At 72.3% G+C, this 25,763-nt stretch carries 25 protein-coding genes; 10 read left to right on the top strand and 15 right to left on the bottom strand.

From position 1 onward, the window contains the following. Positions 1-4: 4 nt before the first annotated feature. Positions 5-919 carry an aminoglycoside phosphotransferase family protein gene (locus tag AC0QU1_RS20045; RefSeq protein ID WP_483571834.1) on the bottom strand — a complete coding sequence of 305 codons (915 nt, stop codon included), beginning with the start codon at positions 917-919 and terminating at the stop codon, positions 5-7. A 329-nt stretch (positions 920-1,248) separates the two neighbouring features. Between AC0QU1_RS20045 and AC0QU1_RS20050 the strand changes: the two genes are divergently transcribed. Beyond that, entirely contained in the window at positions 1,249-1,413 is a 165-nt protein-coding gene (locus AC0QU1_RS20050) for a hypothetical protein (protein WP_483576753.1), read from the top strand. 73 nt (positions 1,414-1,486) lie between these two features. Here AC0QU1_RS20050 and AC0QU1_RS20055 read toward each other — a convergent pair whose 3' ends face one another. Continuing rightward, entirely contained in the window at positions 1,487-2,716 is a 1,230-nt protein-coding gene (locus AC0QU1_RS20055; RefSeq protein ID WP_483571836.1) for a hypothetical protein, read from the bottom strand. 17 nt (positions 2,717-2,733) lie between these two features. Then, positions 2,734-4,050, bottom strand: a complete 1,317-nt coding sequence (locus AC0QU1_RS20060; protein ID WP_483571838.1) for a hypothetical protein — start codon at positions 4,048-4,050, stop codon at positions 2,734-2,736. Between the two features lie 240 nt (positions 4,051-4,290). Between AC0QU1_RS20060 and AC0QU1_RS20065 the strand changes: the two genes are divergently transcribed. From AC0QU1_RS20065 to AC0QU1_RS20095, 7 genes are all read left to right on the top strand, one after another. Then, positions 4,291-4,962 (top strand): RNA polymerase sigma factor, encoded by a 672-nt coding sequence (locus tag AC0QU1_RS20065; RefSeq protein ID WP_483571839.1) that lies wholly within the window; start codon positions 4,291-4,293, stop codon positions 4,960-4,962. After that, positions 4,959-5,441: a hypothetical protein gene (locus AC0QU1_RS20070; RefSeq protein ID WP_483571841.1), complete on the top strand. Its 483-nt coding sequence runs from the start codon at positions 4,959-4,961 to the stop codon at positions 5,439-5,441. The genes AC0QU1_RS20065 and AC0QU1_RS20070 overlap by 4 nt, the downstream gene beginning before the upstream one ends. Positions 5,442-6,124: 683 nt before the next feature. Continuing rightward, entirely contained in the window at positions 6,125-6,808 is a 684-nt protein-coding gene (locus AC0QU1_RS20075) for a YceI family protein (RefSeq protein ID WP_483571843.1), read from the top strand. 35 nt (positions 6,809-6,843) lie between these two features. Further along, positions 6,844-7,347, top strand: coding sequence for a sigma-70 family RNA polymerase sigma factor (locus AC0QU1_RS20080; protein WP_483571844.1), 504 nt, complete (start codon positions 6,844-6,846; stop codon positions 7,345-7,347). Continuing rightward, the gene (locus tag AC0QU1_RS20085) at positions 7,344-8,195 is read left to right on the top strand and encodes an anti-sigma factor family protein (protein ID WP_483571846.1); all 852 of its coding nucleotides are present in this window, start codon (positions 7,344-7,346) and stop codon (positions 8,193-8,195) included. The genes AC0QU1_RS20080 and AC0QU1_RS20085 overlap by 4 nt, the downstream gene beginning before the upstream one ends. A 39-nt stretch (positions 8,196-8,234) precedes the next feature. Then, positions 8,235-8,489: a type II toxin-antitoxin system Phd/YefM family antitoxin gene (locus AC0QU1_RS20090; RefSeq protein ID WP_483571847.1), complete on the top strand. Its 255-nt coding sequence runs from the start codon at positions 8,235-8,237 to the stop codon at positions 8,487-8,489. After that, positions 8,482-8,874, top strand: a complete 393-nt coding sequence (locus AC0QU1_RS20095; protein ID WP_483571848.1) for a type II toxin-antitoxin system VapC family toxin — start codon at positions 8,482-8,484, stop codon at positions 8,872-8,874. The genes AC0QU1_RS20090 and AC0QU1_RS20095 overlap by 8 nt, the downstream gene beginning before the upstream one ends. Before the next feature lie 83 nt (positions 8,875-8,957). Here the strand turns inward: AC0QU1_RS20095 and AC0QU1_RS20100 are convergent, their stop codons facing one another. From AC0QU1_RS20100 to AC0QU1_RS20140, 9 genes are all read right to left on the bottom strand, one after another. Then, positions 8,958-10,466, bottom strand: a complete 1,509-nt coding sequence (locus tag AC0QU1_RS20100) for a sulfatase family protein (RefSeq protein WP_483571850.1) — start codon at positions 10,464-10,466, stop codon at positions 8,958-8,960. 4 nt (positions 10,467-10,470) lie between these two features. Next, complete coding sequence (locus tag AC0QU1_RS20105) at positions 10,471-11,475, bottom strand: aliphatic sulfonate ABC transporter substrate-binding protein (protein ID WP_483571852.1); 1,005 nt, start codon at positions 11,473-11,475, stop codon at positions 10,471-10,473. A 49-nt stretch (positions 11,476-11,524) separates the two neighbouring features. Further along, positions 11,525-12,319: an ABC transporter ATP-binding protein gene (locus tag AC0QU1_RS20110; RefSeq protein WP_483571854.1), complete on the bottom strand. Its 795-nt coding sequence runs from the start codon at positions 12,317-12,319 to the stop codon at positions 11,525-11,527. Continuing rightward, a complete protein-coding gene (locus tag AC0QU1_RS20115; protein ID WP_483571856.1) occupies positions 12,316-13,128 on the bottom strand; it encodes an ABC transporter permease in 813 nt (270 codons plus the stop codon). Before AC0QU1_RS20115 ends, AC0QU1_RS20110 begins: the two co-directional genes overlap by 4 nt. After that, positions 13,125-14,393, bottom strand: a complete 1,269-nt coding sequence (locus tag AC0QU1_RS20120; protein ID WP_483571858.1) for an ROK family protein — start codon at positions 14,391-14,393, stop codon at positions 13,125-13,127. Before AC0QU1_RS20120 ends, AC0QU1_RS20115 begins: the two co-directional genes overlap by 4 nt. A 135-nt stretch (positions 14,394-14,528) precedes the next feature. Beyond that, entirely contained in the window at positions 14,529-16,814 is a 2,286-nt protein-coding gene (locus AC0QU1_RS20125; RefSeq protein WP_483571860.1) for a family 43 glycosylhydrolase, read from the bottom strand. A 286-nt stretch (positions 16,815-17,100) separates the two neighbouring features. Beyond that, positions 17,101-17,934: a carbohydrate ABC transporter permease gene (locus AC0QU1_RS20130; RefSeq protein WP_483571862.1), complete on the bottom strand. Its 834-nt coding sequence runs from the start codon at positions 17,932-17,934 to the stop codon at positions 17,101-17,103. A gap of 2 nt (positions 17,935-17,936) precedes the next feature. Beyond that, positions 17,937-18,884 (bottom strand): carbohydrate ABC transporter permease, encoded by a 948-nt coding sequence (locus AC0QU1_RS20135; protein ID WP_483571864.1) that lies wholly within the window; start codon positions 18,882-18,884, stop codon positions 17,937-17,939. Continuing rightward, entirely contained in the window at positions 18,881-20,230 is a 1,350-nt protein-coding gene (locus AC0QU1_RS20140; RefSeq protein ID WP_483571866.1) for an ABC transporter substrate-binding protein, read from the bottom strand. Before AC0QU1_RS20140 ends, AC0QU1_RS20135 begins: the two co-directional genes overlap by 4 nt. A 188-nt stretch (positions 20,231-20,418) precedes the next feature. Here AC0QU1_RS20140 and AC0QU1_RS20145 point away from each other — a divergent pair, with 188 nt between their 5' ends. Next, positions 20,419-21,360: a sugar-binding transcriptional regulator gene (locus tag AC0QU1_RS20145; protein WP_483571868.1), complete on the top strand. Its 942-nt coding sequence runs from the start codon at positions 20,419-20,421 to the stop codon at positions 21,358-21,360. 7 nt (positions 21,361-21,367) lie between these two features. Here the strand turns inward: AC0QU1_RS20145 and AC0QU1_RS20150 are convergent, their stop codons facing one another. The 3 genes from AC0QU1_RS20150 to AC0QU1_RS20160 form a co-directional block, all read right to left on the bottom strand. Next, complete coding sequence (locus tag AC0QU1_RS20150; RefSeq protein ID WP_483571870.1) at positions 21,368-22,864, bottom strand: mannitol dehydrogenase family protein; 1,497 nt, start codon at positions 22,862-22,864, stop codon at positions 21,368-21,370. A 213-nt stretch (positions 22,865-23,077) separates the two neighbouring features. Then, entirely contained in the window at positions 23,078-23,425 is a 348-nt protein-coding gene (locus AC0QU1_RS20155; protein WP_483571872.1) for a hypothetical protein, read from the bottom strand. Positions 23,426-23,532: 107 nt separating this feature from the next. Then, positions 23,533-24,480, bottom strand: a complete 948-nt coding sequence (locus AC0QU1_RS20160; RefSeq protein ID WP_483571874.1) for a helix-turn-helix transcriptional regulator — start codon at positions 24,478-24,480, stop codon at positions 23,533-23,535. An 89-nt stretch (positions 24,481-24,569) separates the two neighbouring features. Between AC0QU1_RS20160 and AC0QU1_RS20165 the strand changes: the two genes are divergently transcribed. Further along, positions 24,570-25,754 (top strand): epoxide hydrolase family protein, encoded by a 1,185-nt coding sequence (locus tag AC0QU1_RS20165; RefSeq protein ID WP_483571876.1) that lies wholly within the window; start codon positions 24,570-24,572, stop codon positions 25,752-25,754. The last annotated feature ends 9 nt before the right edge of the window (positions 25,755-25,763 follow it).

Raw genomic sequence — 25,763 nt, forward strand, 5'->3', positions numbered from 1 at the left:
AGGTTCACGCCACCGTAGCCAGCAGCCGCCCCAGCGCCGCGCGCGCCGGCGGGCCCCACGATGCCTTGCCACCGAGGCGCCCGTGCACCCCGGCCTCGCCGATGAGCATCCCGGTCAGCGCCGTCGCCGCCGCCCAGCCCCGGGCACGCCGAAGGGTCGCGGCGTCCACACCCGGCTCGTACGCGTCGTAGAAGGCGTCCTCTGCGCCGTCCGGCAGCAGCTTCCACGTGGCGGCGAGGTCGTAGGCCGGGTCACCGGTGCACAGGTCGCCGAAGTCGACGACGCCGCAGAAGACGCCGTCCGCCGTGAGGACGTTGGCCGGGTGCAGGTCGGCGTGCAGCCACACCGGCGGGCCCGTCCAGTCGGGCGCGGCGGCGGCGTCGTCCCACACGGCGCGGACGGCGTCCGGGTCGGCGACGAGGCCCAGCCGGACGGCCTCGGCCAACTGCCTGCCGAAGCCTTCCGTGTGCTCCGCCAGCGGTCCCCCGCGTCCGCGGCCCGACGGCGCGCCGTCCGGCGCGGGCCGGTGCAGGCCCGACAGGAACGCGCCCAGGATCGCCGCCGTCTCGGGGCCGCGCGTGGCGGGTGCGCGGTCGGCGGGCGTGCCGGGCACCCAGGTGGTGACGATCCACGGGCGCGGGAACCGCTCGCCCGGCTCCCCGAGACGCTGCGGCACGGGGACCGGCAGCGGCAGGCGCGCGGCGAGCGCCGGCACCCAGGCGTGCTCCTTGCGCAGCAGCTCGTCGGCGGACTCCGTGGCCCACGGCAGCCGGACGGCGAGGTCGTCACCCAGCCGCCAGAGCTGGTTGTCCCAGCCCTTTGCGCCGAGCTCCAGCGGGAGCTCGGCAAGGTCGGGGTGCTGCTCGCGCAGCAGGCCGCGGATCAGGTCCGCGTCGATCTCGGCGTCGGCATGGCTCATGCGGGGCAACGCTAGCCGGGCGGCCACCAACCCGGGACCCGGCCCGCCATAGGGTGCTCGCATGAGCGACGCCCCCTACACCGACGACCCCTACACCCTGGTCCCGACGGCGCCGAGCCTGGACGAGTACCTGCACCTGCGCACCGCCTCCGGCCTCTCCCCGAAGACCGCGGAGCAGTCCGCGCCCGTCCTCACCGCGAGCTGGGCGTTCTGCCACATCCGGGAGGTCGCCACCGACCGCGCGGTGGCGATGGGGCACCCTCGGCGACGGCGGCTGGTACTTCCACATCGCGGACATCGCGACCCACCCGGAGCACCAGCGCCGCGGCCTGGGCCGCCGGGTGGTCACGTGGCTCCTGGCGCAGATCGACGAGCGGGTGCCGTCCGACCCGTACATCACGCTCAACGCCGACGCGCCCGGGCGGCCCCTCTACCGCAGCCTCGGCTTCGTCGAGACGGCACCGGCGAGCACCGCGATGCGGCTGGCGCGATAACGGCGGCCGGCGCGATAGCCGCGGCCTGCGCGATGGCGCCGGCCGGCGCGACAACGCCGGGACAGACCAGACGTCAGCGGTCGAAGAACTGCATCCTCCAGTTGACGGTCCAGTTGCCCGGCTCGTACTCCACCACGATCGGGCCTCCCGTCCCGCCGACGATCTGGAACGGCGTGGTCTGGAGCGCGGTGTCGAGACCGCCCGACGTGTTCAGGATGCCGTCGAACCGATCGAGGGTGACCAGCGCCGTGAACGGACCGCCACAGGTCTCGGTGGTCTCGCCGACGTCGGTCCGGACGGCCATCGCGACGTAGGACCGTCCGCTCGGGACCGTGCCGACACCGAAGAAGGGACTCTCCGGGCATTCCTCGGGGCCCTCGCTCGACCACATCAGGACCCGCGAACCCCAGCTCGTCCCGGCCGAGCGCGTGTAGAACCGGTGCTCGTCACCGGTCAGTCCGGCCCAGACCAGTCGCGTGAGGGTGTCGGCGGCGGCGAGCTCGGCCCGCACGCTGGTGCGGAACTGATAGGTCGGCAGCCGGGTACCGGTCGGCTGCCGCCACAGCTTGTTGCCCGCCAGGATCGTCTCGCGGGCGGTGGTGCCCTCGGTGACGAGCGTGAGCCGTGGCCGCGGGTCGTTCACGGTGCCGATCCGCACGTGGGGCGACCAGGCGGTGGACCCGGGCTGCAGCACGGTGCGCCAGATCTCCGACGTCGTCCCCCTCCGCAGGGCCCAGACCACCGTGACCTTGCCGGCGTTGTTGATGGCCACGTCCCGCGGCACGCTGCCGGGAACCTCCGTGACCGGGACGGTCACCCAGGTGCCGCCCCGCATCAGCCGGCTCAGGTACGGCACCCCGGTCCCCGCGTGCCAGAGCAGCGCGGCGTCGCCGTCGACGTTGCCCACGAGCTCGGGCTGCCGGATGTCCGCGGCGATCGTCGTGGGCCCCACCCAGTCCGTGCCGTCGTAAACCCAGGACGTGTTCCCGCTGACCGCCATCGCGTAGTCGTCCGGGCCCGCGATCACGCCGCCCTGGGAGCTGGGCGGCACCTCGACGCGCGACCACTCCAGCCAGCGGCCCACCTCGAGCCACGAGTGGTCCTCCGTGCCGGGCTCGGGCAGGCTCACGCTGAACACCCGGCCCGACCCGGAGACCGCCACGTCACGATGGACGTTCCCCTCCGGGGCGCTCCAGCCGAACGCCGGGTCGCCCGGGGCGGCCGACGCCGTCGTCACACCGGCGACGAGAGCTGTGGCAAGGACACCGGCCGCGATGCTCGCGGCCACGACTGTTCGGCGCACGACGCCTCCAGGTGGGATCAGCGGTGGAAGAACTGCATCGAGTACCGGCCGTCGGGCTGGTCCTCGCTGATCGGGTCGGCGTGGTCGTCCCAGTTCTTGAACTCCACGACGATCGGTCCGGCGGCCGCTGTCGCGACCTGGAACTCGTCGCCGACGGCGAAGTAGCCGAGCGGCTGCTCGGCGAGGACACGGCCGGCGCGGTCGACCACGAGGAACGCCGTGAGGTCCGGGCACACGCCGTCGCTGTCGATGCCTCGTTCGATGCCGGCCGCGACGTACGACCGGCCGCCGGGCACCATCTCGACGCCGAGCGCGATGGCGTCGAGCCCCGCGTCGGCGCGGCATCGGGCCGACGGGAGGGGGTGCGACCAGAGGGTGCGCTCGGGGTGCCGGCCGTCGTCGTCGAACAGCACCGAGCGGATCGAGTAGCCGGACGCGGTGGAGACGGGCCAGACGACGCGCGTCGTCGAGGCGCCCGTGGCGAGCAGCGCGCGGACGCTGGTGCGCATCACGTACTCGTGCGGGCGGCTCGTGTGCGGCTGCCGCCACAGACGGTTGCCCGCGATGATCGTCTCGCGGCCCGCGCCGTCCGAGTCGATCGAGAGGTTCACCTCGGTGCTCGGCCCGGTGCGGTTCACCGTCCCGACGAGCTGGCGCTTGCCCTCCGACGTGGTGCCCGCGCGCACGCTCACCCGGACGATCCTCGACCAGTGGTCGTCCCCCGACTGGATCCCCACGGCCCAGACCACCGTCGTCTTGCCCTGCTCGTTGATGACGACGTCGGCGGGGTAGTCCGTGTACACCCAGGTGAGGTCCTGCAGCACCCACTCGCCGCCATGCGGGAGACGCGCGAGGATCGTCCTGTGCGGGTCGGGCAGCCGCGGGTCGTTCACGCGCAGGACCACCGCCACGTCACCCGCGGAGTTGGCGTCCATGACCGCCCCGAGCACCTCGCCGTCGTGGAACGTCTCGACCTCGCCCCAGGAGTCCCCGTCATGGACGCGGTACTGCGCGGGCCCGCCCACGGTGGTCCGGATGTTCACGGCGTAGCCGTCGGCACCCGTCGCCAGACCGGTCCAGTCGGCGGGATCGGTCCCGGTCCGCACCCAGTCGCCCTCGGACCCGTGCTCCAGGTAGGAGACCGGCTTGTACCCGCGCTCCGAGCTCGCGTCGACGAAGACCCGGCCGGACGGCGCCACGGAGACCTCGCGGTGCGCCTCCTCGGGCCTCGGCTCCCAGCCGGGCAGCGGGTCGCCCGGAAGGGCCGACGCCGGCGCGGCCGCACCCGCGAACAGGACCCCTACCGCGATGATCGCGGTTGCAGCTCGACGCATGGTGCCTCCAGCGGTCAGCGTCACGTGCCGCTGCCGCCCGCTGCCGGAGGCGTCGTCGCCAGAGGCCGGGGGTGCCATGCGGCCTACGTCGATCGTCACACAGCCGCGCGCGTGCCGCGGGCCCTTTCACCCGACACGTCACCCGGCCCGGCCTTCGCCCTGCGAAACTGCTACCGCCGCTCGTGAACCTCGTTGCCCGTCCGCCCGACTGTCCAGGTGACCCGACCGAGAGGAGGCGAGATGAGCGACGAGCTGCTGGTGGTCCGGGCACAGCTCGGCAGCCGGTCGGCACTGGAAGACCTGGTGGCGCGCTGGCAGCGCCCCGTCTGGTCGTACGTCCGGCGCCTGCTCGACGCCGAGCGCGCCGACGACGTGACCCAGGAGGCGTGGGTCGCCGTCGTACGGGCACTGCCGCGGCTGCGCGAGCCCGACCGGTTCGCACCGTGGCTGTTCACGATCGTGCGGCGGGCGGCCCTGAACCGGCTGCGCGACCAGTACGCCGACCGGCACGACCTGGTCGCCGAGCCCGAGCTGGTCGCCGAGCCCGAGCCGGGCGGTCGGGCCGACGGCGGTGCCCCGGACCCGGTGGACGAGCTCGTGGACCGGGCCGAGCTGGTCGCCCGTCTCGCCGGGCTCCCGCTGCTGGAGCGCGAGGTGCTGGTCCTGCACTACCTGGAGGACCTCTCGGTGCGGGACTGCGCGGAGGTCTGCGGGGTCCCGGTGGGGACCATCAAGTCCCGGCTGAGCCGAGCGCGGCGGATGCTGCGGGCGCAGATCGAGCGCGAGCAGACCGAGGACGGGCGGACCGAGCGCGAGCAGGTTCAGCGCGAGTACGTCGAGCGCAAGCCCGAGCACGTCCGACGCCAGCCCACCGAACATGGGCCCATCGCAAGGAAAGGAGACCGGCCATGACGCACGAGGAACCACCAACCCCCGCCTCCAAGCTGATCGCGAGCCTCGACGGCACACTGTCGGTCCGCGCTCGCGTGCGCGCCGTGGCGACGCTCGTCCTCGGTCTCGGTGGCGCCGTGTTCATCGGAGCCCTGTGGTGGACCGAGCCGAACCCGCTGCCGACCCTCACCCAGGTGGCATTCGGCCTGTTCATCGCCGTCGGCCTCGTCTGGGCCGGGTACGGCGCCTGGCTGCTGCGGTCCCGCGTCCCACTGTTCGCGACCGACCGAGTGGTCGCCGCCTGGATCGGGCTGGCCGCCTCGGTGCTGGTCGGCACCGTGCTCGTCGGCCTGGTCGTCCAGCGCGGCACCGAGGCCTGGGGCGTGGTCGTCGTCGCGGCGGTGCTGGTCGCCGTCGCCGTCGTGCTGGTGCTCCGGGCCCAAGCCCGGCGCGCCGCCCTGCTCCGCCGCGAACGCGCCCTGACCGAGAACGCGCCCTGACCGAGGGCGAAGAGCCCACCCCCTGACAGTCACCACCGATCGAAAACAGTCACCACCGATCGAAAGAAGGAAACCCATGGTCCACAACGCCAAGCTCATCCGCACCCGCTTCGGCCGCACCGGCATCGTCCTCGCGCTGACGGCGGTAGCCGCCCTCCTCATAGGCGGCATCCTCCTGCTGATCCTCACCTGACGGCCCACGACCCCACGACAGGTCACTGCGCCGAACCGCAAGCTCCACGTCCCTGACAGCCAGTCGCCGGGCGCCGAACCGCAAACTCCACCTCCCTGACAGCCAGCCGCGGGCGCCGAACCGCAAGTTCCACGTCCCTGACAGCCAGCCGCCGGGCGCCGAACCGCAAGTTCCTCGTCACCGTCGAGGCCGAGCCGAAAGACACACGTCCATCGGAGGCCGGATCGACGCACGCCTTGCGGTTCGGCGACCGAGGTGACTCATAGCTTGCGGTTCGGCGACCGAGGTGACTCGTAGCCTGCGGTTCGACGGCGGCGGCGACGCCTCGGTTCGTTCGGCGCCGAGAGGAGCCGCCACGGACACGAAACCTGCGGCTCGACCCCGCGCACGACCCCGCGACGTGAGATCCGATTGAACCGCCCCGCCACCTCACCCGTAGTACGGGGCAGAGGCCGATATCCGGTCGGCCTGCGAACGAGAGGGGCGGAACGTGCGCAGAGGAACCAAGGTGGCGGTCGGCGTCGGCGCGGCGGTGGTCGTGATCGGCGGGGCGGCGGCGATCTTCGGGCCGGGCCTGTACGCGGACTGGGCCAACAACGCAGCCGCGGAGGAGCCGACGCTCGAGGCCTCGGCGGCCCCGCTGCCCGACGCCGACGCCGCGGCCGGCACGTGGACGATCGGCGAGGGGTCCTTCGCCGGGTACCGCGTCGACGAGGTACTGAACGGCGAGGACGTGACGGTCACGGGACGCACCGAAGAGGTCACCGGCTCCGTGACCGTGGCGGACGGCTCGATCACCGCGGCCGACGTCGAGGTCGACATCGCGAGCGTGGCGACCGACGAGGCCCCCCGCGACGCCTACTTCCGGGACCAGGCGATGCAGGCCGGCGAGTTCCCGACGGCGACCTTCGAGCTCACCGAGCCCGCCGTGATCGAGGAGGGCGCGACGGCGGTCGAGCTGACCGGCGACCTCACCATCCACGGCGTCACCCAGCCGGCCACCGTCGAGGCGGAGGTCGCCGGCGACCCGACGAGCGGCGACCCGGTGCAGGTCGTCGGCAGCGTGCCGATCACGTTCGCCGACTTCGACGTCGAGGCGCCGTCGCTCGGGTTCGTGACGGTGGAGGATGCTGGCAGCATCGAGTTCTCGCTGCAGCTGCAGCCGGGACAGTAACCACGACGGGACCGGGACGAGGAGGGGAGCTGGCCGTGGGCGCTGAGGACGAGCTCCTCGAGGCGGTGCACGACACGCACGCCGGTGCGCTGTACCGGTACGTCGTGCGCCGCACGGGCGACGCGGAGGAGGCGCGCGACGTCGTGCAGGAGACCCTGCTGCGCGCGTGGCGGCACCCCGAGGTGCTCGAACGCTCCGAGGAGTCGGTGCGCGCCTGGCTGTTCACGGTCGCGCGGAACCTCACGGTCGACCACCTCCGCAGCGCCCGGCGCACCCGCGAGCACGCGGTCGGGCACGTGCCCGACCGCGAGGAGCGGGACACGACCCAGGCCGTGCTCGACTCCTGGCTCGTGGCCGACGCGCTGGTGTCGCTCTCGCCGGCGCACCGGGCGGTCGTCGTGGGCGCCTACTACGGCGGCCGCTCGGTGGCCGAGCTCTCGACGGAGCTCGGCATCGCACCAGGCACGGTGAAGTCGCGCCTGCACTACGGGCTGCGCGCGCTGCGCCTGGCGCTGCAGGAGAAAGGAGTCACGTCATGATCTCGGCGGCAGACGGACACGGCGACCGGTTCGCCGAGTGGGACGCGGCCTACGTGCTCGGCGCCCTGGGCCCGAGCGACCGGCGCGCCTACGAACGGCACCTGGCCGAGTGCGACGCCTGCCGCGCGGCCGTCGCCGAGCTCGCCGGCATGCCGGGACTGCTCGGCACGCTCACGGCCGCGCACGCGGAGGCGCTGGTCGCGGAGGCCCCGGACCTCACGGAGATGTCCGGGAGCGGGGTGCCCCGGGCCGCGTTCGCCGCCGGCCCGGACGGCGAGGGTCGTGAGGCCGGCACCGCGCCCGTGGTCCCGCTCGCCAGCCTCGCGCACGCGGCCCGCAGGTCCCGCGCCCGACGGCGAGTCCTCGGCGCCGTCGCCGCGAGCGCCCTGGTGATCGCCGGGGCGGTCGGTGGTTCGGCGCTCGCGGGGGCCGGCCTGCTCGCTGCGCCGGGCGATGGCACGCCGGGCGATGCGGGCACCACGCCGCCGTCGGCCACGGTCGCGGCCGCCCGGACCCTCCAGCTCCAGCCCGTCGGCGAGGCAGACATGCGCGCCGAGGTCGTGGCGACACCCACCAGCTGGGGCACCAAGCTCGAGTGGCGCTGCCACTACCCGCCCAAGCCCGGTCAGCAGCCGCCCGACGGCGGTTACGTGCCGCCCGAGCCGATCAAGTACGAGCTCGTGATGGTGGGCCGGGACGGGGAGCGCACGGTCGCCGCGACGTGGACGTGGTCGGGTGGGACGACGACGGGGCTCGGCGCCTCGTCGTCGGTGCCGCTCACGGACGTGGACCGGATCGAGATCACGCTCGACGGGCACAAGGAGGCGCTGGCGACGGCGACGCTATGAGCCTCACGGGCTGTAGCACACCATGCTACGGTGGATGGCATGACCGAACAGATCAGCCAGCGGGAGCTGCGCAACGACAGCGGGCGGATCATGCGTGCTCTCGATGAGGGACATACCTTCATCGTGAGTCGCAACGGGCATCCCGTCGGCGAGCTGCGCCCGCTCCGGCGTCAGCGATTCATCGCCGCCCAGGCCGCCGTAGAGATGTTCCGTCACGCACCGAAGCTCGACTGGAGCGCCGTCCGGGACGACATCGACGAGTACGTCGACCAGGACATCGAGCCCCGTGGCTGAGCGCCTGCCCCAGGGCCTCCTCGACACATCGGTAGTGGTCGACCTGGAGGACATCCCAGCCGCCGCCCTACCGGTCGAGGTCGCGATCTGCGCGATCACACTGGCCGAGCTCGCCGCGGCACCGGCAGCGACCGCCGACCCGACCGAGCGAGCCCGGCGCCAGGACCGGCTCCAGCGAACCGAGGCCGCGTTCGACCCGATCCCGTTCGACATCGAGGCCGCTCGCAGCTACGCCGCGGTCGTCGCTCAGGGACGTAAGCCGCGCCGTCGGCTCGCCGACCTGCTCATCGCCTCGGTAGCACTCACGGAGGGCCTCCCGGTGATCACGCGCAACCCCGACGACTTCGTGGGGCTCGAGAAGCTCATCGACGTCGCAACCGTCTGAGCGAGTCGCGTACCCAGCGATTGTGCCCAGAAACAACGTGAGTTCTGGGCACAATCGCTGGGTAGAGCCGCCGCGGAGCGGGCCTACCTGGCCGTGTACGTCGTCTCGTCCAGGCCCGACTGGGTCGGGTCGTGGTCCACCTCGCCGACGTCGTACATCGTCGTCATCCAGTGGTAGAAGTTGTCGCCACGGTCGCGGAGCAGCCCGTACAGCCGCCCCAACATCCGCCGGCGCACGTCCGCCAGCCGGGGGTCCTCGTAGGCGTTGGTCAGCTCGTCCGGGTCGGCCCGCAGGTCGTACAGCTCGTTCACCGAGTCCGGGTTGACCACCAGCTTGTACCGCTCCTCGCGCAGCATGCGCTGCGGGTACGGGAAGTGGTGCCCGTGGAACTCGCACACGATGTCCTGCTGCCACTCGACGTCGAGCCCCCGGGCCAGCGGCAGCAGGCTCCGCGAGTCGACGGCGGGCTTCGGGTCGACGCCGGCCAGCTCCAGGATCGTGGCCGTGCAGTCGAGCAGGCTCACGAACTCGGTGCGCACCTGCCCCGCCGGCCCGCCCGGGACCCGCAGCAGCCCGGGCGTGCGGTAGATGTCCTCGTACATCGCCGGCCCCTTGTCGTGCAGGCGGTGCGCCCCGGTGAACTCCCCGTGGTCGCACGTGAAGAACACGGCCGTGTCGTCCGCCAGGCCCAGCCGGTCCAGCGCGTCCAGCACCCGCCCGATCTGCCGGTCGATGAGCGTCACGTACCCCCAGTAGACGGCGATCAGCTTGCGCGTCACCTCGATCGGCATGGTGTCGAACGTCCAGTGCGCGCTGTAGTTGGCCTGCACGGGCGGCTTGCCCTCGAACGTCTCCGCGACCGAGGCGGGCAGCTCGACGTCGGCCGGGTCGAACAGGTCGAAGTACTCGTCCGGCACGATGTACGGCAGGTGCGGCCCGAAGAAGCTCAGCTCCAGGAAGAACGGCCGCTCCCCCGACCGGTGCTCGTCCGCGTACCGCTCCAGCAGCTCGATCGTCCGCGTGGCCAGGTAGTGCTCGAACGTGGCCTCGACCGGCTGGTGCAGCCGCGCCGCCAGCAGGTTGCCCGGCCCGCCGTTGGGCAGCGTGCCGCGGATGCGGTCGCTGATCTGGTACGGCGGCAGGCCGTGCTCGGCCAGGTAGGCGAGATAGTCCTCGTTCTCGACCGGGTTGTGCCACCCGGGCAGGTCGGGCCCGTCGAACCCGAAGTGCGCCGCGTTCTTCACCGTGCCCGCGTGCCACTTGCCCACGAGCCCGGTGTTGTACCCGTGCTCGCGCAGCGCCTCCACGAAGGTGAACGTGCCGTCGGCCAGGTCCTCCTGGTAGCCCACGTTGCGCTCGTGGTTGGCCAGCACCTGGTGCCGGAACGGCGCCTGCCCGGTGAGCAGGCTCGCGCGCGACGGCGTGCAGATCGCCGTCGGCGTGTACCAGCGGTCGAACCGGGTGCCGGACGCCGCCAGCTCGTCGAGCACCGGCGTGGACGCGCGCGGGTTGCCGTAGGCGCCCAGCGTGTCGGCCCGGTGCTGGTCGGTCATCAGGAAGAGGACGTTGCGCCGCGGCGCTGCGTCTGCCACCGCGTCACTCACCCGCCGCGACGAACTGGTCGCCGAGGTAGAACTCGCTCGGCTCCACGGCCTCCTGGAGCTGCCCCGAGCCCACGAAGTAGTCCTGCATGCCGGTCAGCCATGTGTCGGCGGTGCCGTCCTGCGTCAGCTCGTCGAGCTCCTGAAGGGTCAGGACCTGCACGTTCGCGGCGTCCGCCTCGACGTCGGCCGGGTCCAGGTCGTTGAAGTCGGCGGTGAGCTGGATGGTCTCGTCCAGGTGCTCCGACCGGTAGACCATGGCCTCGCGCAGCACCTTGAGCACGGCGTCCACCTTCTCGGACTCGTCGGCCACGACGTCGTTCCCGCCCACGAACGCCGTCGGGAAGGCGACCGTGTCCTCGAAGTCGGTGTTGTCCGCGAGCTCGACCAGGTCGGGCACCTGCTCCTTGACCGTCGCGAGCGACGGGTACCAGAAGCCCGCGCCGTCGACCTGCCCGGACGACAGCGCGGCCACGATGGCCGGCGGCTCCATCGGCACCACCTCGACGTCCTCCTTGGTCATGCCGGCGTCCTGGAGCGCGAGGGTGAGGATCATGTCCCCCGACGTGCCCTCCGGCACGGCCACCGTCTTGCCCCGCAGGTCCTCGATCGAGTCGTTGCCGGCCTGCGCGACCACGCGGTCGGCCCGGCCGAGCGTGTTCAGCGCGACGATCTTCGCCTGCCCCGAGGCGGGCAGCCAGAACGCGCCGGGCCCGATGTACCCGAAGTCCAGGTCACCCGTGCCGAGCGCCTGGATCTGCAGCGGCCCGTTCGTGAACGACGACGTCGTGGCGTCGATGCCGTGCTTCTCCCACAGCCCCTGGTCCTCGGCGATGGCCAGCAGGCTGGTGCCGTTGAAGTCCGGGATGTAGCCGAAGTTCACCTCGATGGTGCCGCCGTCGTCCGCGCCGGACGCGCCGCCGGAGGAGCAGGCGCCCGCGGAGAGCACGAGGGCGAGGCCGGCGAGCGCCGCACCGATGGTCTTCCTGGAAAGTCGCATGGGGTTTCCTTCTGGTTCTGGTGGGGCTGGGTCCGGTGCGCGGCCGCGGCTAGCGGACGGCGGGCTGGTGGTAGACCGCGCGCCACACGCGGTTGCGCAGCTCGGCGAACTCGGGGCTGAGCCGCACCTCCTCGGTGCGCGGGTAGGGCAGGTCGACGTCGATCACCTCGTGGATGCGGCCCGGCCGGGCGGCCATGACCACCACGCGGCCGGCGAGGAACACCGCCTCGTCCACGTCGTGGGTGATGAACAGGACGGTGCGCTTCTCGGTGCTCCACGTCTCCAGGAGCTGCTCCTGCAGCCGCACGCGCGTCAGGGCGTCGAGCGCCCCGAACGGCTCGTCCATCAGCAGGATCGACGGGTCGACGGCGTAGGCGCGGGCGATCGCGCACCGCTGCTTCATGCCGCCGGACAGGGTCTTGGGCAGCGCGTCCGCGAACTGCTCCAGGCCCACCAGGCGCACATAGTGCTCGGCGCGCTCGCGCCGCTCGGCCGCGGGCAGACCGGCGACCTTGAGCCCGAACTCGACGTTCCTGCGCACGGTGAGCCACGGGAACAGTGCGTACTGCTGGAAGATCACGCCGCGTTCCGGCCCGGGTCCTGTCACGTCCGCGCCGTCCACCAGCACCTGGCCCGACGTCGGCGCCTCCAGGCCCGCGACGATGTTCATCAGGGTGGACTTGCCGCAGCCGGACGGGCCGACGACGGTGACGAACTCGTTGTCGGCGACGTCGAGCGAGACGCCGTCCAGGGCGACGAACTCCGCGTCCTTCAGGTCGAACGTCTTGCGGGTGTCGCGTACCGAGATCTTCGCGGTGCCCGGCACTGTCGTGGAGAGGGTCATCGTCGCTCCTGCCATCCGGTGAGCCTGGTCTCCGCGAGCAGCAGCAGCCGGTCCATCACCAAGCCGAGGACGCCGATGGCGACGATGCTGACGAAGATCGTGGCGAGGTCGTAGTAGGTCTGGGCCTGCTGCATGCGGAAGCCGAGCCCGGCCTGCGCGGCGAGCAGCTCGGCCGCCACGAGGGTGGCCCAGGCGGAGCCGAGACCCACGCGCATGCCGACGAGGATGAACGGCGACGAGGCAGGCACCACCACGCGCAGGAAGATGGTGCCGTCCTTCGCCCCGAGCACCCGGGCGGCGTTGATCAGCGTCCGGTCCACGCCGACAACGCCCTGGTAGGTCGAGATCACGCAGGCCAGGAACGCCGCCAGGAAGATGACGAACACCTTGGGCAGCTCGCCGATGCCCATCAGCACCAGCACGAGCGGCAGCAGCGCGAGCGGCGGGATGGTGCGGAAGAACTGGATCCACGGCTCGAACAGGCCGCGGGCCAGGGTGTACCAGCCCATGAGGAAGCCGACCGGGATCGCGGCGGCCGAGCCGAGCAGGAACCCGGCCAGGACGCGGCCGAGGCTCGCGCCCAGGTCCTCCTGCAGCGTGCCGGCGCTCCACAGCTCGATGCCCTTGACCAGCACCTCGGGCGGCGTCGGGAGCTGGAGCCCGCTGAGGGCGAGCACCCACCAGATCCCGATGCCGCCGACGATCGAGACGGCGTTGAGCACGAGCAGGGTGGTTCGTCGCCCCGCGCGCCGCCGGGGCGGTGACCCGTTCTTCGCGGGCGCGGGGGTCGACACGGTCGACGCTGTCACAGGGCTCTCCTCGTGCGTTGGTGCAGGCTCTCGGGTGGGGCTGCGCGCAGGCCACCCCGCGCGCCGGGAGCGTCGGTCGCCTCCGGCAAGGGGTAGCCCGCCAGGAGCGGGGACAGGTGGAAGGCCGCGGCGAGGGCGCCGAGCGCGCCGTCGGTGTCCTGGAGCCGCCCGGCCCGCACGACGACGGGGTCGTCGGTGGGCAGCGGGTGCAGCTCGTAGCGCAGGGTGGCCGCCGCCTGCTCGACGATCACGGGCGCTACCCGCGTGATCTCGCCGCCGATCACTATCTCGTCCGGGTCGAGCGTGAGGGCCGCCATGCCGAGCACGCGCCCGATGGTCGCGCCGACGTCGCGCAGCACCCCCTCGACCACCGGGTCGCTCGTGGCGACGACGGCGGCGAGGTCGTCCAGCGTCTCGACGTCGGCCCCCGTGGCACGGCAGGCCGCGAGCACCGCGGGGGTGGACGCGACGGTCTCCAGGCAGCCGCGCTTGCCGCAGCGGCACCTGGTGCCCGCCGGGTCCACCGAGACGTGGCCGAGCTCGCCCGCGAACCCGTGCGCCCCCGTGCCGATCCGGCCGCCGACGACGAGCCCGCCGCCCACGCCGTCCGACAGGCGCACGTACAGCAGGTCGCTCGCGCTCTCGGGCCGCGACACCGCCTCGGCGAGCGCCGCGAGGCGCGTGTTGTTGTCGACGACGACGGGTGCGCCGAACCGCTCGGCGAACGCGGCGTGCACGTCGTCGGGGGCCGAGCGCCGGGCCCACGACACCTGCCTGCTGTCCGCGCGCCGCCCGCCGTACGGTCCGGCGACGCCGATGCCGACGGCCTGGAGCTCGCCGAAGTGCAGCCCGTGCTCCCGCGCGAGCCGGCCGATGAGCTCGAAGGCGAGGTCGAGCCGCTCGGCCCAGGTGGTGTCGTCGGCGTAGTGCTCGACGCCGGAGGCGACGGTCTCGCGGGTGGCGTCGGCGACGGCGGCCCGCACCCGGCGGTGGCCGAAGTCGACGCCGAGGTACTGGCCTGACCCGGGGTCGAGCGCGAGCCGCTCGGCGGGCCGGCCGCTGCCCTTGCGGGTCGCGGCGTCGGTGTCGACCACGACGATCGCGCCGCGCCGCAGGAGCTCCGCCGTGGTCTCCGACAGGGTGGTCCTGGACAGCCCGACGCGCCGGGCCAGCTCAGCGCGGCTCAGCGGGCCGTCGCGGAGCGCACCGAGGACGCGGCCCTCGTGGGCGCGGCGCGCGGTGCTGCCGGGTGTCGTCGTCGACATGCTCGTGACCATACGGACCCCCGAATTTTTCCGTCTACGACCCGGCAAAAAACACTACCAATTTCGTCGGATTCCCCACGGAACCCTGTCGAGCGGAAGCCCGGGCGGGGGCCGCGGCCCCCGCCCGCCGCCGGCTCAGTCCATGGCGTACGTCCGCACGTAGTCGAAGTTCGCCGTGGCACCGGGCGTGTTCATCGCGACCAGCCCGATCCGCAGGTCCAGGTCGGCGGGCAGCGTCCAGACACCGCCCCACCGCCACGTGACCCCGTCGGTGCTGGAGGCCATGCGGATCTCGTGCTCACCGTGCGCGGCGTCCTCGTGGACGTACAGCCGCAGCCAGGTGGTCGCGCCGGGTGCGGCGCCCCACATCGGCGAGCTGTGCACCGCCGTCGGCGGCGTGGTGGTGGGGCGGGGACCCTCCTTGGTGAACTCGACCTGCTGCGCGACGCTGCCGGGCTTGCGCGAGAGCTCGAGCTGAGAGCGCACCAGCTTCACGAACCGGTCGTCCGTCCCGTACAGCACCAGGCCCGCCTGCTTGTTCACGCCGACGCCGTCGAGCCGGAGCTTGGTCTCGACCAGGTAGTCCCCTTCGGGCGCCGGGCGCGTCAGCACGGACGCCGTGTTGGTGCCGAGGTAGAGCTCGGCGGCCTGGGTCGGCCAGGCGAGGGCGCCGTCTGCCAGGCGGACGCCGTCGGCCGGGCCGCGCACCCAGGTCCAGTCCGAGCCGTCGCCGCCGGGCACCACTCCGCCGTCGAACTCGTCCGACGCGTCCGGGAGCAGCGCGCCGGGCTCCGGGTCGGCGACGCGCTCGGTCACAGGCCGGGCCGCCGGGACGAGGCTGACGTTGTCGGCGTCGGCGGCTCCGCGCGCCGTCACGCCGACCGGGACGTCGCCCTTGCGGGTCCAGGTGGTGAGCGTCGCGATGCCGAGCGGCTCCTTGAGGTTGTCGGCCGAGACCGTGGCGGTGAACGTGCGGGACCCGGCGGCCCGGTCCAGGGTGACGACGTTCCAGTCGCCGTAGGGGAAGTCCTCCGGCAGGGCGGTCGCCGTCCGTCCCCCGCGCGCGGCCTCGACCCGCAGCTCGCCCGCGCCCCGGTCGATCCAGGCGGTCACGCGGTCGGAGCCCCTGCCGAGCGTGAGGCCGACGCCGCCGTCCGAGCCGGTGACCCGCAGGTCGGCCTGGGCGCGCAGGGCGCCGTCGGCCCTGGCCCGGCTGGTCAGGGACGAGCCGGCGAGCCGCACGTACGGGCCGGCGTCGGGGTCCTGTGCGACGGAGACCCGGCCGTCGCGCTCCCAGCCGCGCAGCGACCCGTCGGCGAAGGTCGTGGCGACGGCGCCCGAGGTGACCGGCCCGGCCTGCGGGCCCGACGACGCGCCGGCGCCGGCGTTGACGACGGGCCAGCCGTCGATCCAGTCGATCCGGTCGATCATGAGCGGGCGCTTGGACAGGTTCAGCACGCCGTTGCGGGTGTCGACCGGCGGGAAGTCGGGGTCGTCCGTGGGGATGGCGTGGTAGGCCATCCAGTCCTGGCCGGCCAGGTCGGTGACCACCGAGTGGTGGCCGGGCCCCGCGAACCCGTTGCCGTTCGACGCGAGCACGTAGCCGCCCTTGCTCGACTCGGCCATGAGGTCCACGCCGTCGTCGTCCAGGAACGGGCCGCGCGGGCTGTCGCTCCGGCCCACCTTCACGGTGTAGCCGCTGGCCGCGCCCTCGCAGCAGCCGGCCTCGGAGTACATCAGGTAGTAGAGGTCGCCGTGGCGCACCACGTACCCGCCCTCCATGCGGCGGCCCTGGGCCACCTGGGTCACCGGGCCGGTGAGCGCCGTCGCGTCGGGGGTCAGCTCCGACACGCAGAGCACGTCGTAGCTGCCCCAGTACAGGTAGAGCGTGCCGTCGTCGTCGGTGAACAGGGCCTGGTCGATGTTGCCCGTCGGGCAGCCGGCGACCGGCGCCGACGGGACCAGGAGCTCGTCGTGGTGGGTCCATGGGCCGGTCGGCGTCGGCGCGGTGGCCACGGCCAGGCCGCCCGTGGACAGGCCGTAGGTCAGCAGGTACTGCCCGCCGACGTAGCGGATGTCGGGCGCCCAGGCGCGGGAGTTGGCGCGCCAGGTGGCCGGGACCTCGTCCGGCTGGACCACCTCGCCCGCGTACTCCCAGTGCGCCAGGTCCTCCGACCGCAGGATGGGCAGGATCCGCTCCCCCGGCTCGCCCCGGCTGTTGAAGACCGGGTTCTGCGTGCCGTAGGCGTACCAGGCGCCGTCCTTGCCCCGGATGACGGCGGGGTCGGGGAAGGAGTCGACGACGCCGGCGGTGACGGGGTTGGTGTAGGTGGTGTGGCCGGCGTCAGGGCCAGCCTCGGCACCGGCGTCGGCGCCCTGCGCCGGGAAGATCCCGACGGCCAGCACGGCCGCGACGACCATCGCGACCGATCCGGTCCGGGCCGCTGCGGGCGGACGGCGTCGTGCCGTGCTGGATCGGTCTGAACCGCGTCGGTCTGATCTCCATCGATCTGATCCCAGGCGCATGAGGGCCGGCTCCTCTCGAACGGGGCCGCCGCGCGGTCGCGGGCGACAGGCCGGCCGCCCCGTCACGGGACGCCCAGGCTCCGCCACCATCGAACGAACACACAGTTTTTCCGGCAAGTACCCGACAAAAAAGATCGGAAACTCAACACATCCCCGCTGGCGCGGAAGGTCCTCGCGTGAGCTACTTGATCGCGCCCATCGACAGACCACGGACGAGCTGCTTCTGCGCGATCCAGCCCGCCAGGATCACCGGGAGCGACGCCAGCAGCGCCGCCGCGCAGAGCCGGGCGAGGAACAGCCCTTCGCTCGTCATGGTCGACACGATGAGCACCGGCACGGTCGCCGCCCGCGACGCCGTGAGGTTGAGCGCGAAGAAGAACTCGTTCCACGCGAAGATCACGCAGATCAGCGCCGTGGCCGCGATGCCGGGCGCCACCATGGGGATGAGCACGGACCGCAGGGTCCGCATCAGCCCGGCGCCGTCGACGGACGCCGCCTCCAGCACCTCGCCGGGCACCTCCAGGAAGAACGACCGCATCATCCACACCGCGATCGGCAGGTTCATCGCCGTGTACAGCACCACGAGGGTCCAGACGTTGTCGAGCACCCGAAGCTGCCCGGCCACCACGTAGATCGGCACGATGACGGCCACGACCGGCAGCATCTTGGTGGAGATGAAGAAGAACAGCACGTCGCTGACCTTCTCCACCGGCCGGATCGACAGCGCGTACGCCGCCGGGATGCCGAGCAGCAGCACCAGCACGGTGGAGACCCCGGTGGCGATCGCGGAGTTGCCCACGTAGGCGGCGGACCCGCCCTCGATCACGGCCCGGAACTGGTCCAGCGTGGGCGTGAAGAACCACGTCGGCGGGTCGGACGCCGCCTGGTTCTCCTGCTTGAACGCCGTCATCGCCATCCAGAGGACCGGGAAGAAGAACCCGAGGGCGAGCAGCCAGGTGAGCGTGGTGAGCGCGCCGCCCGCGCGACCGCGGTATGTGCGTGTAACGGAGGACATGCTCACTCCTTGACCTCGAAGCTGCGGAAGATGAGGCGCAGCGCGGCGGAGGCCACGATGATCGTGGCGATCACGACGACGACGCCCATGGCGGCGGCCTGCCCGATGTCGAACCCGAGGAACGCGCGCTGGTAGATGTAGAACGGCAGGTTGGCGCTGGCCGTACCGGGTCCGCCCGCCGTCATGAGGTAGATCTGGTCGAACGTGTTGACCACGTAGATGACGCCGAGCAGCACGCCCAGCTCGATGTACCGGCGCAGGTGCGGCAGCGTGATCGAGCGGAAGGTGCGCCACGGCCCGGCGCCGTCGACCGACGCGGCCTCCAGCACGTCCTTCGCCTGGGCCTGCAGGCCGGCGAGCACCAGCAGCATCATGAACGGCGTCCACTGCCAGACCAGCGCCATCAGGATCGCGATCACCGGGTAGGTCGACGTCCAGTCGACCGCCTCGATGCCGAACAGGCCCAGGGTCCAGTTGAGCAGGCCGTAGGTCGGGTTCAGCAGCGCGACGGACCACAGCACCGAGCTCGCCACCGGCATCACCAGGAACGGCGTGATGAGCATGGTGCGGGCCACGCTGCGCCCGAAGAACGGCCGGTCCAGCAGGATGGCGAGCACGATGCCCAGCACCATCGCCACCAGCACGCAGCCGAGGGTGATGACCACGGAGTTCCAGGCGGTCTGCCGGAACGTCGAGTCCTGCGCGATGTCGACGTAGTTCGACAGGCCCACGAAGAGGTCCTCGCCGGGCCGCAGCAGGTTCTGCGAGCGCAGCGAGTACCAGATCGTCACCAGGAACGGGAGCTGCGTGACGATGATCGTGAAGATCAGGGCGGGCAGCAGCGGGCCGCGCCGGCGCCACCCTTCCGCACGGCTCACGGCCCGCTGCGACGCCGCGGCGCGGGCCGCCCGGCGTGAGCCTTCGAGCCGGTCGATGGTCGAGGTGCTCATTGCCCCTCCTGGGCCCGGTAGGTCTCCGCCACGGTTTCGGCGTAGCGCTGGGACTGTTCGATCGCCTCGTCCACCGAGGCCTGGCCGGCGATCGCCGCGGACATCTGCTGCCCCACGCGGGTGCCGAGGTCCTGGAACTCGGGGATGCCGACGAACTGGATGCCCGGGTAGGGCACCTCGTGCGTCATCGTCGACTCCTGGGTGGCCCCGTTCATCGACTCCAGCGTCGCGTCGGCGTAGGCCTGCGACACCTCGGCGACCTCGGGGATCTCGTAGGTGGACAGCCGGCTGCCCGGGGGTACGCGCTCCCAGCCCAGCTCGTTGCCGACCAGCTCGATGTACTCCTTGTTCGTCATCCAGGACACGAAGTCCCAGGCGGCGTCCTTGTGCTGGCTGGTGGACGGGATGGCCAGCGACCAGGTGTAGAGCCAGCCCGACGACTCGGTGTCCGCGACGGGTGCGGGCACGTAGCCGACGTTGCCCGCCACTGTCGAGGAGGCGGGGTCCTCGACCGAGGAGACCATCGACGTCGCGTCGTACCACATGGCCGACTGGCCCTGGGCGAAGCGCGTCAGGCAGTCGCCGAAGCCCGACGTCGCGGCACCCGGCTGCCCGTAGGACCGCACGGTGTCGACGTAGGTCTCGATGGCCTCGCGGCTCTGCGGGGAGTCGAGCGTGGCGTTCCAGTCCTCGTCGAACCAGCCGCCACCGAACGTGTTCATGACGGTGGTGATGGTCGCCATGTCCTCACCCCAGCCGGCCAGGCCGCGCAGGCAGATGCCGGAGAAGTCGTCAGCCGGGTCGTGCAGCTCGGCGGCCAGGTCGCGCACCTCGTCCCACGTCGGGTTGGCGGGCATCTCGAGCCCCGCCTCCTCGAACAGGTCGGTGCGGTAGGCCAGGAACGACGACTCCCCGTAGAACGGCACGGAGTACATGTCGCCGTCGTACGAGAGGGCCTCCCGGACGCTCGGCACGAAGTCCTCGGCGTCGTACCCCTCGGTGCGCTCGATGTAGGGCTGCAGGTTCTCGATCCAGCCGTTCTCCGCCCACATGGGCGTCTCGTAGTTCGAGATCATGACGACGTCGAACTCGCCGCCGCCGGTCGCGACGGACGCCGTGATCTTGGCGCGGGCCTCGTTCTCCGGCAGCGACACGAACCGCACGTCGACACCGGGGTGAGCGGCGCGGAACTCGTCCTGCAGCGAGATGGCGTCCTGCATCTGCGGGTTGGACACGATCGCGACCACGATCTGCTCGCCGTCACCACCGCCCACGGCGCCCGCCCCGGCGCAGCCGGACAGGGCCAGCGCGACGGCGGCCGCACCGGCGGTCAGCGTCGCCCTCACCGGAATACCCCTCGGAGGTCGGAACATCCTCGTCCTCTCCTCGGCACGGCGTCCGCGCCGCGCTCATTTGAGAATAGTCGATTGCTCATCTGCATCCGCAGAGTAGTTCGGTATGCTCAGGTGAGCAAGGCCCCCGCTCAATAGTCGCTCAATTGTTCCCGCCGCCGCCTGCGGGAGTGAGGACGCAGGTGACCCAGAACGACTCGAACCTCATGGTCGAGGTGAGCACCGACTACTACCTCGACGGCAAGTCCAAGGTGGAGATCGCCCGCGACCGCGGCATCTCGCGCTTCCAGGTCGCGCGGCTGCTCACGCAGGCCCGTGACCAGGGCGTCGTACGCATCGAGATCACGCCACCCCGGGTCGACGGCGAGCGCGGCGCCCGCCTTGCCGCCCGGCTCGGCGTGCGCGAGGTGCTCATCGCGGCCAGCGGCCAGAACCCGGCGGCCACCCGCGAGAACGTCGCCGTCGAGCTCGCCCGCGCCGCCCGCGAGCACATCACCGAGGGCGCCACCGTCGGCGTCTCCTGGTCGCGCACGGTCGAGGCCGCCGTGCGGCACATCGGCCAGCTCCCCCACTGCGACGTCGTCCAGCTCGTCGGGGCCCTGCCGGTCGAGGGCAGCGGCAACTCGCTGGGCCTCATCAACACGTTCGCCCAGATGCCGGGCGTGCGCACCTGGCCGGTCTGGTCCCCGCTGCTCGTGGCCGACGCCGCCACCGCGGCCGGCCTGCGCCGTCAGCCCGAGATCGCCGACGCGCTCGCCAAGGCCGACCACCTGGACGTCGCCGTCGTCGCCGTCGGCCACTGGTCCGAGCGCACGTCCACCGTGTTCCCGCAGATCAGCGCCGAGGAGCAGCGGGCGGCCACCGAGGCGGGCGCCATCGCCGAGTGCTCGGGCCGGCTGTTCGACGCCGTCGGCCGACCCGTCCGCACGAGCCTGGACGAGCGGGTCGTGGGCGTCACGCTGGAACAGCTCGTCACGGCCCCCGAGGTGATCGCCATCGGCTACGGCGCCGCCGTCGCCCCGGGCCTGGTGGCCGCGGTCCGCGGCGGCATCGCCACCACCCTCGTGGTGGACGACGCCGCGGCGACCGCCCTGGAGTCCACCGCCCAGTCCACCGTCCCGTGACCCGTGGTCAGGCGCGGGCGACGAGCTCCTCGACCGTGGCGCGGGCGCCCTTCTCGTGCAGGGAGTCGAGCGCCGCGGTGTAGGCGGCGGTGAACCGCTCGTCGTCGACGAGGTCGCCGAAGACCTCCCGGTCGCGCAGGAACGCGAGCGGGTCCTCCTGCTGCGCCAGGGCCGCGGCGTGCAGGCGGTCGGCCAGCCGGTCCACGATCTCGATCGGCTCGCCCGCCTCGTCCACCCCCTCGTCATAGCGGGCCCAGGACGCGACCACGAGCGCCGCGTGCTCGATCGGCCCGCCGTGCGCGAGGTGGTACCGCACCACCGGCAGCAGCCACTTGGGGATACGGTCCGACGACTCGGCGCACAGCCGGGCCAGCGTGTCGGCCACGTGCGGGTTCGCGAAGCGCTCGATCAGGGTGCGCTTGTACAGGTGCAGGTCGATGCCGGGCACGGGCGCCAGCGTGGGCGTGCCCTCTGCGTCCATGTAGCCGAGCAGGAACCGCGCGAACACGTCCTGCCCCGCCACCTCGTGGGCGTACCGGTGGCCGGAGAGGTAGCCCACGTAGCACAGGGCCTGGTGGCTCGCGTTCAGCAGGCGCAGCTTCATCAGCTCGTACGGCTCGACGTCGGTCACCACCTGCACGCCGGCGTCCTCGAACGGGGGCCGGCCGGTCGGAAAGCTGTCCTCCAGCGCCCACTGCTCGAACGGCTCGGCCACCACCGGCCAGGCGTCGTCGATGCCGAACCGCTCGGCCACCATGGCGCGGTCGGCGTCGGTGGTCACCGGCGTGATCCGGTCGACCATCGAGCTGGGGAACGCGACGTTCTCCTCGATCCAGCCGGCCAGCTCGGCGTCCTTGGCGCGGGCGAACGTGGTGAACGCGCGGCGCGCGACCTCGCCGTTGCCCTGGATGTTGTCGCAGCTCATCACGGTGAACGGCGGCACGCCCCGGTCCCGCCGACGGCGCAGCGCCTCGGTGACCAGCCCGAACGTGGTGGCCGGGACGGCGCCGTCGGCCAGGTCCGCGCTGACGCCCGGGTCGCTCAGGTCGAACTCGCCCGTCACGTGGTGGATGTTGTACCCGCCCTCGGTGACGGTGAGCGACACGATGCGGACCTCGGGCGAGGCCATCTTCTCCAGCACGGCCTCCGGGTCGTCGGGGGCGAGCAGGTACTCGGTGATCGACCCGATCACACGCGCCTCCAGGCGCCCGTCCGGGTGCTTGAGCACGAGGGTGTAGAGACCGTCCTGCGCGTTGAGGGCGTCCCGCATCCGGGCGTCGCCCGGCAGCACGCCGACGCCGCAGACCGCCCAGTCCATGGCCTTGCCCCGCGCCATCAGCCGGTCGAGGTACATCGCCTGGTGCGCGCGGTGGAAGCCGCCGACCCCGAGGTGGACGATGCCGGTGGTCAGCCGGGTGCGGTCATAGGTGGGGACCGTCAGCTCCGCGCCGCTCGGCGCGGACGCCACCAGGCCGCCCACGGTCTCTTCGCTGAGTGCCGTCATCGTGCTCCTCCGCCGCCCTTCAGGACTCCCTTGAACCAGCCGCCAGGCTAACAGATGAGCAGACCACCGGGCACAGATGAGCGGAGAGGGCCACGCTCGCGCCGGAACGGTTATGGCAGGCCTCCCTGAACGCCGTGAGGCTGCGACCGCCACACGGTCACAGCCTCACGGCACTTGGAGTCACGGCCCTCGCGGCACGTGAGGGGATCCCGGCTACTGGTCGAACGCGAGCCAGACCACGCCATCGCCGGACGTTCGGGTTCCGCGTTCCGCACCACCGGTCAGGTACTCCTCGACAATCGTCTGAACGACCGCGTACATGACCCACTCCTCAAGCCCGGTGGTCGGATCCCAGGCCGTCCAGAGTGGATCGTCGATATCGCGAGGAACGGGAATCTGCGCGCCATACGGGCCACCGGCGTCGCCCGACCGACCCGCAAAGATCACGCGAAGTGTGGAGTCCGTGACTTCGGCATCGAGCAACCCCAGTTCGCGCCCCGAAGACGTGGTGGCAAATACTCTCCGCACCTCGTCGAGCAGCGTCGCAGCATCGGCGATCATGACAGACCCTCATCTCCGGTCAGGCGTTGATCGCATTCTTGACCCAGCTCATCTTCAGCTGGAGACGATCCCGTGTCCACCGATCGCAAACTCGCCGGAGCACGCGATCAGCCCACCGCCCCCGCGTACCGCCGCGACAGCAGCGCCAGGTGGTCCACCAGGCCCTGGGGCTCGCGCACCGTGAAGTCGAGCCCGAGCATGCCGATCCACACCGCGACGACCTCGATGCTGTCGCCGCCCGTGACCAGCACGCACGTCGCGTCGTCCACCGGCTCCACCGTCCCGACGGCCGGGTTGATCCGGGCGAGCACCTCCGCGGCGGGCGCATGCACCAGGATCCGGGCGTGCACCGCCCAGCCGGTCCTGGCCACCTCGCGCACCACGAACTCGGTCAGGTCGAAGGGCGGCTCGGTGGGCACGAACCGCCGTCCGCCCGGCGTGCGCAGCTCCAGCCAGTCCACGCGGAACGGCTGCCACCGGCCCGTCGCGACGTCCCGGCCCACGAGGTACCACCGGCGTTGCCAGGCCACGAGCCGGGCAGGCTCCACCTCGTGCGGCTCGGAGCGGTACCAGCAGCGCAGCCCCTGGTGGTCGCGGATAGCGGCGGCCAGCTCGGTGAGCAGCGCCGGGTCGACGGCGGGGTCCTCGACGTTGCTGTCCGTGTTCACCGGGCCGGCGCTCGTCGCGTCACGCAGCGCGGCGACCTGACGGCGCAGGCGTTCGGGCAGCACCTGCTCCAGCTTGCCGAGCGCGCGGGCGCTGCTCTCCTCGATCCCGCCGACGGCGGTGGCGGCCCGCAGCCCGACCGCGACGGCCACGGCCTCCTCGTCGTCGAGCAGGAGCGGGGGCAGCTTGCCGCCGACGCCGAGCCGGTACCGCCCGCCCGGCCCGCGGACGGCGTCGACCGGGTACCCCAGCTCGCGCAGGCGCGCGACGTCGTTGCGCACCGTGCGGCCGGTGACGTCGAGCCGCGCGGCGAGCTCGGCGCCGGACCACTCGGCGCGGGACTGCAGCAGGCCGAGGAGGGCGAGCAGCCGCCCCGCCGTCGTACTCATCGCGGCTCCTCAGGGCGCTCCGGAAGTTCTTCGAACCTCCTCAGAATAGAGGAAAGAACCGTTCCTGAACCCTCCGTAGTGTCGGAGACATGAAGACCACGAGCACCGCCACCGACACCACGGAGAAGAGCACCGAGATGAACACCGAGATCCGCCCCTTCCGCATCGAGATCCCGCAGGCCGACCTCGACGACCTGACCGACCGCCTCGCGCGCACCCGGTTCGCCCCGGCAGCGCCGGGCGACTCCTGGGACTACGGGACGCCCGAGTCCTACCTGCGCGGCACGGTCGACCGCTGGCGCACCGGCTTCGACTGGCGCGCCGTCGAGGAGCGCGCCAACGCGTTCCCGCAGTTCCTGACCGACATCGACGGCCAGACCGTGCACTTCGTGCACGTCCGCTCGGCCGAGCCGCGGGCCCGCGCCCTGGTCCTGACCCACACGTACCCCGGCTCGTTCCTCGAGTTCCTCGACCTGATCGGCCCGCTCACCGACCCCGTCGCGCACGGCGGCCGCGCGGAGGACGCCTTCCACGTCGTCGTCCCGTCGATCCCCGGTTTCGGCTTCAGCACCCCGCTGAGCGAGCCGGCCGACGGCGGCACCTGGACCATGGCCCGGGTCGCCCGCACCTGGGACACCCTGATGCGGCGGCTCGGCTACGAGTCGTACGGCACCCACGGCAGCGACGCCGGCGCCATGATCGGCCGCGAGCTCGCCGTGCTGGACCCCGAGGGCTTCCTCGGCGCGCACGTGCTGCAGCTCTTCTCCTTCCCGTCCGGCGCCGACGGCGAGATGGACGGGTTCGGCCCGAAGGAGTTCGCGGCCCTCGAGCACCTCCAGTGGTTCCAGACCGTCGGCGGGTACAACGCGATGAACGGCTCCCGGCCGCAGACCGTCGCCGCGGGGCTCAGCGACTCGCCGGTGGGTCAGCTCGCCTACAACGAGCTGTTCGAGAACTTCGGCAACGGCACGAGCCTGGTCTCCCTCGACCAGGTGCTCACCCAGGTCAGCCTCTACTGGCTCACCAACACGTCGGCCACGGCGGTGCGCTACCACTACACCGAGCAGCGCTCCGGCGTCGAGCCGGTCGTCAGCACGGGCCGGATCGGTGTCGCCGTCTTCGCCGACGACTTCCAGACCATCCGCCCCCTCGCCGAGCGCGACAACGCCCGCATCGAGCACTGGGCCGAGTACCCGAGGGGCGGCCACTTCGCGGCCCTGGAGGTGCCCGACCTGGTGGTCGAGGACCTGCGCGCCTTCTTCCGAACCGCCTGACCCGTCACA

This window comes from Promicromonospora noduliphila (genome assembly GCF_056951025.1).